Source organism: uncultured Winogradskyella sp. (genome assembly GCF_963975125.1).
Classification (GTDB): Bacteria; Bacteroidota; Bacteroidia; order Flavobacteriales; family Flavobacteriaceae; genus Winogradskyella.
In genome coordinates this window covers 1-13,263 of sequence record NZ_CAXBGB010000084.1, presented here as the reverse complement: position 1 = coordinate 13,263, position 13,263 = coordinate 1, and the positions used below count along the sequence as shown (strand labels likewise).

The following is a 13,263-nucleotide window of genomic DNA, read 5'->3' as shown; positions in this document are numbered from 1 at the left end:
AATTTTTTTTATATTTTTAAAAATGAAACTCCAGATTTAATGTCTAAAGCAAGCTGTTCTAGGTTTGTGTTTTCTAACAGATTTTTAAGTTCAGTTCTAATGACATTAAATTTATCGTGTACCGGACAAGGGCGTTTTTCATCACAGGTGTGCAAACCTAAACCACAACCAGTATATATTTGGTCTCCATCTAGGGCATTTACAATTTGGGCTAAATTGATTGTTGAAATTTTATTTTTTTCAATTTCAAAACCACCATAAGCACCTTTAATAGAGTTAATAATATTATGCCTCACTAAGTTTTGAAGAATTTTTGCGGTAAAGGCTACAGGAGAATCTATTTCTTTAGCAATCTCTTTTAGACTGACACGTTGTCTTTGATAAGAGTGTGTTGCTATAAAAATTGTAGCTTTAATTCCGTATTCGCAAGCTTTTGAAAACATAAATGTTAATTTATAAATACAAAGGTACTAAGATTTATTAAATAGGATATAAATGTCTTAATTAACATTATGTTAAAATTAGAGGTTAAACACTTTCTTCAGCAAAATGAATGCAGATATTTAATGTTTCCTTTACATCTTGAATAGTTGTCCTTGGATTAATTAAACACATTCGTAAAACCACTTGATTTTGTAATATAGTAGTGACAAGTAAGGCTTCTCTAGAAGCAACTATTTTTTTAGAAATTTCTTGGTTAATAGCATCTATTTTTCTCTCAGAATAAGAGTTGCCAATAGGATTGTACCTAAAATTTACAACAGCCAAAGTAGCAGGTGAAATGACTTCCCAGTTTGCACTTTTTCTTAAATAGTCCTCTATTTCTTCTGCTAAATCGATAGAATAAGTGACCGCTTTTTTAAAGGCATTAAGACCAAAGGTTTTCATAGACATATAAAACTTTAAAGCTCTAAAACGTCGTGTAAGTTGTATACCATGATCATAAAAATTAATTTCAGATGTGTTACCTTCAATATCTCTTAAATATTCTGGTTTCTCACTAAAAGCTTGACTTAACCATTTATGGTTTCTAACTAGTAAACAGCCCATCTCATAAGGTTGATACATCCATTTATGAGGATCTATAGTTAGCGAATCTGCTTTTTCAATTCCTTTTAATAATTGACTTCCTTTTTTAGATAAAAAAGCAGCAGCTCCATAAGCACCATCAATATGAAACCAAAGTTTTTCTGCTTTGCATATTTTAGCAATTTCATTTAAGGGATCTACACTTCCTGTATTTGTAGTGCCAGCAGAGGCGATAATACAGAACGGCTGGAGACCTTCTAACCTATCTTTAGCTATTGCATTTTTTAGTTTGTTAATAGACATTTTAAACTCAATATCTGTAGGTATAATTCTTACTTGTTCTTTTTTAAAGCCGAGAACTCGTATCGCTTTAATGTTTGATGAATGTGCTTGGTCTGACATGTATATGCTAGCCTTTGAGAAATCATCACCGCAGCATTGTCTTCTGGCTGTTACTAGTGCTGTTAGATTAGCCATAGAACCTCCACTTGTAAAAATCCCTCCTCCTTTTTTTGTAGGAAACTTAAAGAGTTTCAATAACCAATTCATGCTTACTATTTCTAGTTCTGCAGCAGCAGGCGAAGCTGCCCAACCTCCAGAAAAAATATTGAATCCCGTTGCTAATGTATCTGCCATTACACTTACATAATTACTGGGTCCAGGTACAAAAGAGTAAGATTTTGGATGCGATACAATATTGCTATTTGGTAAGACTTTTGTTACCACAAAATCTAAAACATCTTGATAATAAGTTGCTTCTTTGGGTATCTCCATATTAAATAGAGAATCCATTTCTTTTCTTGAAGCATAGGCTACAGGTTTTTTTTCATGTTCTGTATCAAAATGTTCTACAATTGCATCAATAACCTGATAGCCATATTGTTTCATGTCATCTCTGCTCAATTGCAATTTATGCGAGTTTTTGTTCATTTTCTAGAGTATTTTTTAATGACATTCTATAGCACTAGTAGTCATTTTAACTAATAGTGATGGAGAGAGGTAAGGGATCCCTAATCCTAAACCACGAAGAATAAATAAAACTCCAATAATAACCACGAAAACAGGAATCGCTTTTTGGATGCGTTGCTTTATAGTAGTGTTTAAAAATTTACCTAAATAGATCGCTGTGGTCATTAAAGGAATAGTACCAAGTCCAAATAAAACCATATACAAGCTTCCTTCTAACAAACTACCTGTTGCAATAGCACCAAATACAGCCATATAAACTAATCCGCATGGTAAGAAGCCATTTAAAAAACCAATAGTTAAAAAAGTATCTGCGGATTTCTTTTTTAAAGCTTTACCTAGTGATGATTTTACTTTTGAAATAATTTTATTTAGTGGTCTAGACAAGTTGTATTTACCCAAAGTTTTATAAGGAATTAAAACCAAAACAATCATTAAAACACCGATTACAATTGATAATTGTTGTTGAATACCAAAGATGTAAAGGCTTTTTCCAATTAGGCCAGAAATGAAACCTAATAAGCTATAAGCTAGTAACCTACCAAAATGATAAACTCCAATTTGACTAACTTTTGTAAACGAGTTAGAGCGATCTACAGGCAACATAAAGGCAATAGGGCCACACATACCAACGCAGTGTAAACTTCCTAATAAACCTAATATGAGTGCAGATACTAACATTTAATATATAATATCTGTTTTGTACATATAATCTTGATTTTTATAAGTCCAATCGACTTTAATGTTCCAACGACCATCTAACAAACTATTGTCAGGTATGAGCAAATTGTGGTTAGATAATGAAATAGAAATTTCAATATCTAATTGCTTATTAGATGGTCTATATAGGAACACTTTACCTTTAATATTATTACTTTCTAAATCTTTTGGAAAACTGATAATTATACCTTCATTGGTTTTTTGCCAACTTACATTTGATGCGAGGTCTTTTGCATTCTCTTCTTTATTAATATCTTCTTGATATTTTAGTTCTTGTTGATAATAATCTTCAACAACTAAATCATGATCATACTTTTTATTTGTACTCATATTAATAACGAAGTACATAATAAATGATATAAAACATACAAAAGAAATAACTATAGCTGTTCCCCAATTTATTTTCATCTCTTTATTTCCTGAGTATACAGGACTCTTTTTTTTAAATTTACTATCCTAAGCTTAACTCAGGATCGCATTAATTTATTTTAAAATCAATTATAACTTCGAGGGCCTAAGAAACCGACATTAGTAGTCTCTATTAATTCACCTTTGCTATACACATCAATTCTCAATTTATTTTTATCTCCAGACAAATCACTTTGCTTCAGCTCTATAAATAAAGTACCCTCTGCGATACCTTGTGGCTCAACAATAAATGTTTCAGACGTGGAAACGATATGTATTGTACCTTCCCATCCTCTTAGTTTAAAGCTTAAATCATTTATTTCTTTAGAGGTTTTGTTTACCAATTTAAAGGTATAAACATTACTAATAATACCATTGTCTTTATGTTCGTAAAGTTGGCCTGGTAATCTTAAGATTCTGGCTTCAACATCATTTCGCAATGCGAGCATTCCTGCTAATACTCCAATTAATATTATTAATACAGCAATGTACCCTTTTAAACGCGCTGTAAGTTTAAAGGGCTTTTTTTTCTCTATATTATCTTCACTAGTAAAACGGATTAAACCTTTAGGCAGGTTTATTTTTTCCATTATGTCATCACATTCATCTATACATGCTGTACAGTTAACACATTCTAATTGTGTGCCATTTCTTATATCTATACCTGTAGGACAAACGTTTACACATTGTACACAATCAATACAGTCTCCATGGCCTAATGCTTCTCTATCTTCTTTTTTTCTAAATTTCTTTCTGCCATTTTCTGCTTCACCACGTTTATAGTCGTAAGCAACAACAACAGACTTATTATCTAATAGTACTCCTTGCAAACGTCCATAAGGACATGCTATAATACAGACTTGTTCTCTAAACCAAGCAAAAATAAAATAGAATACGGCTGTGAATATTAATAATGGAACGAGTGTGCCCATATGCTCAAAAGGGCCTTCAATAATATATTTTAGAAGTTGATCTCCACCAATTAAATAGGCTAAAAACACATTAGCAATTAAGAAAGAAATTACTAAAAAGATGAACCATTTAAGCAGGCGTTTTCTGATTTTTTCTGCATCCCATTTTTGACGTTGTATACGCATTTGTTTGTTTCGATCTCCATCAATCCAATATTCAATACGTCTAAAAACCATTTCCATAAAAATGGTTTGCGGACATATCCATCCACAAAATATACGTCCAAAACCAACTGTAAATAGTGTTATAAAAATAACACCAATTAGCATAGAGACAACGAATAAATAGAAGTCTTGTGGCCAAAAAGGGAAGCTAAAAATATTAAAACGTCTTTCTAATATGTTAAATAAAAGAAATTGGTTGCCATTAATTTTAATAAAAGGTGCAGTAAATAAGAAGACTAATAAGAAGTAACTTACTAATTTTCGTTTTTCGTAAAAAAATCCTGAAGGCTTTTTAGGAAATATCCATTTACGCTTACCATTCTCATCAATGGTGCTTATTGAATCTCGAAAAACTTCATTTTCTGGAGCTTCCATTTTTAAATAGCTTAGATGAGTTATTAGAAACTACTTTTGGAGCAGTTTCAGTAATTGTTAGATCGTTTTTGATCTATTCTTTTCTGTTTATTCTACCCAAATATCTCCTTCGGCTGCTTTTGGTTCTGCTGGTGTTGTCCCTTTAAATTGTAAGACGTAACTTGATATCTGTGCTATTTCTAAAGGTTTTAATTCAGATTTCCATGCTACCATACCTTTACCGTCTCGTCCTCCTTCAGAAATAGTTTTGAACACATTTTTAATACCACCACCTAAAATCCAATTTTGGTCTGTTAGATTTGGTCCAATTCCACCTCCTCCATCAGCTTTATGGCAAGCCACACAATTAGTTTCATATATGGTTTTTCCTGCATTTAAGTCTGAAGTTTCAGTTAATACCTCAACCGTATTATAGTCCACTAACCCCTTGGCTGTTTTCTTGTATTCTTTAATAGCACGATTGGCTTCAGCATATTCTGTTTCATATTCTACAAATTGGTCATCGGCATTAAAAACATGATAGCGCACCATATATACAACAGCAAAAACTATAGAGAGATAAAAGGTGTAAACCCACCATGGTGGTAGATCATTGTCTAATTCTTTTATGCCATCATAGTTATGGTCTAGTATAATTTCACCTTCCTCTTCAATAGGTTTACTTTTTCCTACTAATTTTGAATAAAGTGTGCTTAACTTGTTAAATTGAGGAGTTTTAGTTCTTGAGGCTAAATACCGTTCTTTTCCTTTTTCCTCTAAACTTTGATAAAGGATATTATCTATTGAACCAACAATACCTTCTATAGCTATAATTACTAAGAATACAAGCAATAAGAATAATAAGATTATTGGTTGCTCTATAAAGGCAGGTTGGTCACCTGAATCTACAAAGTACTCTACGAGTCCGGCAATAATAAAAAACATTAATGGTACTCTAATGTATGATGGAATTAAATTTCTCATAATAGGGTGTCGTTTTCGTTATCTAATGGTAAGTTGCTAACAGTGGTTATATAATCTTTCTTAGCTGTAATTACCCAATAAAAGAGTACTACAAAAAATATAAAGAATATTAGAAGAGAAATTATAGGGTATATTTCTATACCTGTAATGCTTTCCATATGGTTTTTGACAAATTTTAGCATGATATACTTAGTTTTGAGCAGTTTCGTTAATAATATCTTTTACTTTTATATCAGTACCTAAGCGTTGTAAGTAAGCAATCATTGCAACTATTTCTCGATTACGCATTTCTATAAATTGGTCTCCACCTGCTGCTTTATCAGCTTCATAAGATGTTACAAAATCTGGATCGTTATAAAGATTTTTTTCAATTTTCGTACCTTGTTCTAGCATAGAAGCTTGAGCATTTGCAATCTCTTCTTCTGTATATGGAACGCCTAGTGTGACCATAACTTCCATTTTCTTTTCAGTAAATGACTTATCTAATTCACTGCCTTCACCTACAATTAGCCATTTATAAGATGGCATAATTGATCCACTCGACGTACTTTGAGGGTCGTACATGTGGTTAAAGTGCCAGTTGTCAGAATACTTTCCACCAATTCTATGTAAATCTGGTCCTGTACGTTTACTTCCCCAAAGGAAAGGATGGTCGTACACAAATTCACCAGCTTTAGAATATTCACCGTAACGCTCTACTTCACTTCTAAACGGACGTATCATTTGCGAATGGCAACCTACACATCCTTCTCTAATATAAAGATCTCTACCTTCTAGCTCTAGAGGAGTATATGGTTTTACACTACTAATAGTAGGGATGTTAGATTTTACTACAATAGTTGGAATAATCTGAACGATACCACCAATTAAAATAGCTACAGTTGCATATATAGTTAATAAAACTGGCTTACGCTCTAACCAGGTGTGCCAGCCTTCTCCTGCTACACGTTTTTTAGATACACGCTGTAATGCTGGTGCTTCAGCTAATTCATCTGTTACTTTATGTTCAGATTTTACAACGGTCATTATGACGTTATATACTAAGATGAGCATACCTATAATAAATAATGTACCACCAATAGCACGCATCCAATACATAGGCATTATTTCTGTTACAGTTTCTAAAAAGTTACCGTAAACTAATGTGCCATCTGGATTAAATTGTTTCCACATACTAGCTTGTGCGAAACCTGCAACATACATTGGTAGAGCATATAATATGATACCTAAAGTGCCTATCCAAAAATGGACATTAGCCAAACCAATTGAGTGTAGTTTTGTTTTAAATAATCTTGGGATTAACCAATAGATCATACCAAAGGCTAAGAAACCATTCCATGCTAAGGCACCAACGTGAACGTGAGCTATAATCCAATCCGTAAAGTGTGCAATAGCATTTACATTCTTTAGAGATAGCATTGGGCCTTCAAAAGTTGCCATACCATAACCTGTAATGGCTACAACCATAAATTTTAAAACAGGATCTGTACGAACTTTATCCCAAGCTCCACGTAGGGTTAATAAACCATTAATCATACCTCCCCAAGATGGCGCTAATAACATAATAGAGAATGCCACACCTAGATGTTGAGCCCATTCTGGTAATGCTGTATATAATAAATGGTGAGGTCCTGCCCAGATGTATATAAAGATTAATGACCAAAAGTGAACAATGGATAAGCGATAAGAATATACAGGTCTATTTGCTGCTTTAGGAACAAAGTAATACATTAAACCTAAGAAAGGAGTGGTTAAGAAAAATGCAACTGCATTATGTCCATACCACCATTGTACTAAGGCATCTTGAACACCTGCATATACCGAATAACTTTTAAGTCCGCTTACTGGTAATGCTAAACTATTAAAAATATGTAAAACAGCAACGGTTACAAAAGTTGCTATATAAAACCAAATAGCTACATACAAGTGACGTTGGCGACGTTTTAATATGGTACCAATCATGTTTACACCAAAGGCGACCCAAACTAAGGCAATAGCAATATCAAATGGCCATTCTAATTCAGCATATTCTTTTGAAGTAGAATACCCAAGAGGTAATGTAATAGCAGCTCCAACTATAATTAGTTGCCATGCCCAAAAGTTGAAATTACTTAGAAGGTCACTAAACATTCTAGCTTTTAGTAAACGTTGCAGAGAATAGTATACTCCAGCAAAAATTGCATTACCTACAAAGGCGAAGATTACAGCATTTGTGTGTAGTGGTCTAAGACGACCAAAACTTAACCACGAAATACCGTCAGTCATATTTGGGAATAAAAACATAAAAGCGAGTAGAAGACCTACAAGCATTCCAACAACGCCAAAAACAATAGTTGCGTAGAGGAATTTTTTAACGATTTTATTATCGTAATAGAATTGTTGCATTTCCATATTAAATATAATTAGTCAGTTTTTGTTTTTTTTGATTGTTCAGTTTGAGGTTTTACTAACTCATCTTCAAAAAGCATGCGTACAGAAGGTGTATAGCCATCATCGTATTGACCAGACTTTACTGCAACTAAAAAGACAATAAAGAATGCGACGCCAACAATAACGCTTACAGTTAGTAAAATATAAATAACACTCATACCTACTTGAAGTTATTGCTCAAAATTACTGTTGAACTTGTTTTTAAAACATGATTTTTGTCATGTTCAAATAATATTTTCCTATTCCTAAGTCTATAAAAAAACTTCCCTAAAGGAAGTGTTTTTATAGACTTATTTTAATTTTCGTCCTAAAAGATTCGTAGCAATTGTTGTAAATATAACAATACTAATAGAGCTAAAAGGCATTAGTATAGCTGCTACCACAGGTGCTAATTGACCAGTAACTGCAAAGTATAGCCCAATAATATTATAAAAAAATGAAAGTACAAAGCTCCATTTAATAATTTTTATAGCAGATTTTGAAGCTAAAATATAATCATAGAGTTGCTTAAATTTAGATGCATCTAAAATAGCATCACATGCAGGTGAGAAGACGTTAACATCTTCAGATATAGCAATACCAGCATTACTTTGAGCTAAAGCACCAGCATCATTTAATCCGTCACCAATCATCAATACTTTTGCACCTTCAGATTGATGGTATTTTATAAATTCTAATTTGTCCTCTGGCTTCTGATTAAAGATTAATTTTGTTTTAGCAGGTAATAGTTTTTTCAAGTTTTCAAGTTCACCTTCATTATCGCCAGATAGAATAACTAAATCAAAATGTTTTTTTAACTGATTAAAGAGTTTAGAAACCCCTTTTCTGTAACTATTATAAAATGTGTATTTACCTTTGTAGGTATTGTTACTACTAATGTGTACTGTAGTATTTAAAACTGTGGCCTCTTTAAGGTTTCCAACAAAACTGGCAGATCCTATTTTTAGGCTTATATTTTTATGTTTTGCGGTAATACCTTTTCCAATATGTTCTTCAAAAGTGTCGAGCGTTACAATATTATTCTCTTCTAAAATAGTATATAATGTTCTACTTAATGGATGATTAGAGCCACGGAGCGAATTTTTTAAGACTAAAGATTCTTGCTTAGACAATAATTCGCCATCATATTCAGCATTATTATTTTTATTAGATGTAATTGTTCCTGTTTTATCAAAAATTACGGTGTCAATTTGAGCAAGTTGCTCTATAACATTGGCATTTTTTATGTAAAATTTAAGCTTTCCGAAGATGCGTAATAAGTTTCCAAAAGTAAATGGTGCAGATAGTGCTATAGCACAAGGGCATGCTATTATAAGTACTGCTGTAAAAACGTTCATAGCTTTACTGGCATCTGTAAACAACCAAAATGTTGTTGCAATAACTGCGATAGTTAAAATAGCAATAGTAAAGTGTTTACTAATGTTGTTGGTAATATTTGTAAAGCCATCTTCCTTGTTTTTGTTAAAGACATCGTTACTCCATAATTGTGTTAAATAACTTTGCTCTACAGATTTTAAAACTTCGAGCTCTATAACTCCTGCGGTTTGTTTGCCGCCAGCAAAAAGTTTGTCTCCAGATTGTTTAGAAAGTGTTTGAGACTCGCCAGTAACAAAACTATAATCTATTTTAGCTTTGCCATTTATTAATATTCCATCTACAGGAATTAACTCTTGATTTCTTATAAGAATTCGATCGCCTTTTTCAATATCATAAACTTGAATGGTTTCCTCATAGCCTTCTTTATTAATCTTAGTTATTGCAATTGGGAAGTACGATTTATAATCGCGTTCAAAGGATAGAAAATCATAGGTTTTTTGTTGAAAAAACTTTCCAACCAAAAGGAAGAAAATTAATCCTGCTAAACTATCAAAAAATCCAGAACCTAGGTCAAATGCGATTTCAACAGTGCTTCTTATGAATAAAACAGAAACTCCAAGAGCAATTGGCACATCGATATTTAAAATTTTTGCTTTTAAACCTTTAAAGGCAGAGATAAAATAGTCTTGAGCAGAATAAAAGACAACAGGTAATGACAATGCAAACATTAACCATCGAAATAATGGTTTATACTGTTCTAACCAAAACTCGTTGACTTCAAAATATTCAGGAAATGATAAAAACATGATATTTCCGAAGCCAAACCCAGCAACACCAAGTTTGTATATTAGTGTTCTGTTGATATGCTTTTTTCTAGATTTAAAATCCTCTAAACTAATATAAGGTTCATAACCAATTGAACTTAGTAAAAGGACAACCGACTTTAAATTTGTTTCAGAAGAATTATAAGTGACGCGAACCGTTTTTTTTCCAAAATTAACTTGAGAATCTGAGATATTAGGATTCAACTTCTTTAGGTTTTCTAGAATCCAGATACAAGAACTACAATGTATATGTGGAATGTAAAGCGTAGAAATTTCTATGCTATCACTTCTAAATTCGGTGAGTTTTTCTATGATGTTTTCTTGGGATAGAAAATCGTATTTACCTTCAATTTCTTTAGGAATTGCACCAGGTGAATTTTGTAAATCGTAATAACAGGTTAAATTGTTTTCGTTAAAAATTTCGAAGACAGTTTTACAACCATTACAACAAAATGTTTTGTCTTGAAACGTAATGATATGGTTACCACAGTTATCACCACAATGAAAACAATTGTTGTTTTTCATTTTAATTTGCTCATTTTATACCTAAATCAAAGATTACACAATATAGGATTTAAAAATATGATATTTGTCATGTATTAGTTATATTTGAAATGGCTATAAAAATCAATTGGTATGAGTAAATGTGAATCCTGTATTGTTAAAGAATTTAATTCTTTAAAATCCTTAACCCGAGATGAATTGATGCGTGTTTCGGCTTGTAAAACAGGAAAGGTCTATAAAAAAGGACAAATTATTTTTGAAGAAGGAGACACTTTAAATGGAGTGTATTGTGTTAAAGACGGGGTTTGTAAGTTAACCAAATTAAGTGAAAATGGTAAAGATCAGGTTGTGAAATTGGTGGTAAAAGGAGGTCTTTTAGGAAAACGTTCATTAGTTTCTAATCAAGTTACAAATCTAAGCGCTGTGGCATTAAATGATATGGAAATGTGCTTTATTCCAAAAAGTGAAATTATGAAAGATTTGTCTAGAAATGCAGATTTCACCATGGACGTATTAAAGAAAATGGCTGATGATTTAAAAGATTCTGATAATTCCTTAGTTAATATGGCGCAAAAATCTGTAAAGCGTCGAATGGCTGAGATACTAATTTATATTCATGATAGTTTTGGTGTAGATGAGACAGGTTATTTGAATATAATTATTTCTCGAGAAGATTATGCTAGTATTGTTGGTACAGCTACGGAATCTGCAATTAGAATCTTATCTCAATTCAAAAAAGAGGGATTAATATTAACATCTGGTAAGCGTATAAAGATTGAAGACCATAGAAGTCTTAAATTGATCGAATAAAAGATGCCTGTAAAATCAATTTGTTACATTTTCTAAAGATCATATAAACTTAAACTGATTATTCACGATTCTGAAAATAAATTTAGAATGATAAAATTAACTTTTAATTCTTCTTCTTAATCAATACTAAATATCTTAATTTCTTTAAATGGATTTATTTGTAACTGTTTCGTACTAGTTTTATAATCATTCCATTCTTTACTGAAAAACGCATTCGTTTCACCCAATAGTTTATCTAAAGCATCTTTTGCTTGCTTAATTAAAGTGGTTTCAGTTGAGGTTAATCCTGTTTGGCTATTGTACACATAGTTTGTTGCTAAGCCAAGACGTTGTAATGGTGTTACTTCAGGGTTTCTTGTTATTCCTTGCCGCTTATCAACTTTGCCCAAATACTTATTAATAAGACTATCAATTGCTTTTACAATTTCCTTTGAAGCTTTTATTTGATCTTTATAAGCAACTTTATCTAATTTAGTTAAATCGGTTTTATATTTCTCTGCAATAGTTTTGCTCTCTAAAAGTTGCTTCACTGCGTTTGCAGATGTTTCTTGCATTTTCTCTAGTTGTTTAGCTGCAGCATATACTTCATCTGTATTCTTTTGAGAAACGTCTAATCTTGGGTCAGATTCTATAGTAACTATAGTTTCAGACATCATGTCTCCATAATGCAGAACAGCTTTATAGGTTCCAGGTTTTACGCTTACACCTCCAGATTCTCTGGTTTGTTTTCTTATTCTTCGAGAAGGTCTGCTTACTCCAGCTTCATCCATATACCAAGTCCATTTATAAACTCCGTTTTCTTTAGGTGTTTTAGTTTTTAAAGTTCTTATTAAACGATTTCCATCATATAATTTAAGTGTTAAAGAATCCCATTTAACTTTAGAGTCCTCTTTTTCAGAATCCATGTCTGTATCTGAGTCATCAGATTCATCTTTGTCGGAATCTTCATCCTTTATATCCTCTTTTGGCATTTCCTTTTTATTGAATAAATATGAAAAACTAGCACCTTCACCACGATTTTCACCATGATACATTGCGTCTGCACCAAAGCGACTACCTGTTGGTTGCTGATATGCTGCTTGGTAAGCTGTTGGTGGATTAAACAATTTAATGTTTGAATTAATTACAGATTTACTCCTTGCCATTTCTCGCAATGGTCTAATATCATCCAAAACCCACGCTGCACGTCCAAAAGTCCCAATAACCAAGTCATGTTCCCTTGGATGAATTACTAAATCTTTTACTGATGTTGTAGGGAAGCCTTCCGTCCATTTTGTCCATTTCTTTCCTGCATTTATTGAAACATATAAACCATCATCAGTTCCTAAAAAGATAAGATTAGGTTCAATTAAATCTTCGACTATAGCTAAAGTGTAGCTTTGTACATCATTTTCGTCAACGATACGTTCCCATGTTTTTCCGTAGTTTTTTGTTCGGTAGGCATACGGAGTATAATTAAATCGCCTATAATCATTAGCTATTAAAAGTGCTTCCCCTTTATTTTTATTTGATGCTTTAATTTGGGCAATCCAACTTCCTGCTGGTAATCCCTTAATATTTTTAGAAACGTCTGTCCAAGAGTTTCCTCCATCTTTTGTATAATGCACACGACCATCGTCAGTACCAACCCATAACATATTTTTTTCAACTTCTGAAGGTTCAATTACTAATATGGTAGTATAATTTTCAGCACCTGTTGCATCCATACTCAGTCCTCCACTTTCAGATTGTTTTTGTTTCTCTGGGTCGTTAGTCGATAAGTCTGGAGAAATTATAGTCCA

General features: G+C 32.3%; 11 protein-coding genes and 1 pseudogene. 1 reads left to right on the top strand and 11 read right to left on the bottom strand.

Annotated features, from left to right (window positions below):
* Positions 1-8: 8 nt before the first annotated feature.
* The 10 genes from AAC053_RS11685 to AAC053_RS11640 form a co-directional block, all read right to left on the bottom strand.
* On the bottom strand, positions 9-443 hold the full coding sequence (locus AAC053_RS11685; RefSeq protein ID WP_339756717.1) for an Rrf2 family transcriptional regulator: 435 nt from the start codon (positions 441-443) through the stop codon (positions 9-11).
* Positions 444-528: 85 nt separating this feature from the next.
* A complete protein-coding gene (locus AAC053_RS11680; protein ID WP_339756714.1) occupies positions 529-1,959 on the bottom strand; it encodes an aspartate aminotransferase family protein in 1,431 nt (476 codons plus the stop codon).
* A gap of 15 nt (positions 1,960-1,974) precedes the next feature.
* Positions 1,975-2,676, bottom strand: a complete 702-nt coding sequence (locus tag AAC053_RS11675) for a sulfite exporter TauE/SafE family protein (protein ID WP_339756712.1) — start codon at positions 2,674-2,676, stop codon at positions 1,975-1,977.
* A complete protein-coding gene (locus AAC053_RS11670) occupies positions 2,677-3,123 on the bottom strand; it encodes a FixH family protein (protein ID WP_339756709.1) in 447 nt (148 codons plus the stop codon).
* Between the two features lie 86 nt (positions 3,124-3,209).
* Complete coding sequence (ccoG, locus tag AAC053_RS11665) at positions 3,210-4,634, bottom strand: cytochrome c oxidase accessory protein CcoG (protein ID WP_339756706.1); 1,425 nt, start codon at positions 4,632-4,634, stop codon at positions 3,210-3,212.
* An 87-nt stretch (positions 4,635-4,721) separates the two neighbouring features.
* Positions 4,722-5,597, bottom strand: coding sequence for a cbb3-type cytochrome c oxidase N-terminal domain-containing protein (locus AAC053_RS11660; RefSeq protein ID WP_339756705.1), 876 nt, complete (start codon positions 5,595-5,597; stop codon positions 4,722-4,724).
* Positions 5,594-5,779, bottom strand: a complete 186-nt coding sequence (locus AAC053_RS11655) for a CcoQ/FixQ family Cbb3-type cytochrome c oxidase assembly chaperone (RefSeq protein WP_339756702.1) — start codon at positions 5,777-5,779, stop codon at positions 5,594-5,596. Before AAC053_RS11655 ends, AAC053_RS11660 begins: the two co-directional genes overlap by 4 nt.
* Positions 5,780-5,786: 7 nt before the next feature.
* Positions 5,787-7,988: a cytochrome-c oxidase, cbb3-type subunit I gene (ccoN, locus tag AAC053_RS11650; protein ID WP_339756700.1), complete on the bottom strand. Its 2,202-nt coding sequence runs from the start codon at positions 7,986-7,988 to the stop codon at positions 5,787-5,789.
* A gap of 11 nt (positions 7,989-7,999) precedes the next feature.
* A complete protein-coding gene (gene ccoS / locus AAC053_RS11645; protein WP_339756697.1) occupies positions 8,000-8,185 on the bottom strand; it encodes a cbb3-type cytochrome oxidase assembly protein CcoS in 186 nt (61 codons plus the stop codon).
* Positions 8,186-8,317: 132 nt separating this feature from the next.
* Positions 8,318-10,693, bottom strand: a complete 2,376-nt coding sequence (locus tag AAC053_RS11640) for a heavy metal translocating P-type ATPase metal-binding domain-containing protein (RefSeq protein ID WP_339756695.1) — start codon at positions 10,691-10,693, stop codon at positions 8,318-8,320.
* A 111-nt stretch (positions 10,694-10,804) separates the two neighbouring features.
* Between AAC053_RS11640 and AAC053_RS11635 the strand changes: the two genes are divergently transcribed.
* Positions 10,805-11,482, top strand: a complete 678-nt coding sequence (locus tag AAC053_RS11635) for a Crp/Fnr family transcriptional regulator (RefSeq protein ID WP_339756692.1) — start codon at positions 10,805-10,807, stop codon at positions 11,480-11,482.
* Between the two features lie 116 nt (positions 11,483-11,598).
* Here the strand turns inward: AAC053_RS11635 and AAC053_RS11630 are convergent.
* Positions 11,599-13,263 (bottom strand): annotated as a pseudogene (locus AAC053_RS11630) (hypothetical protein); the annotation flags it as partial.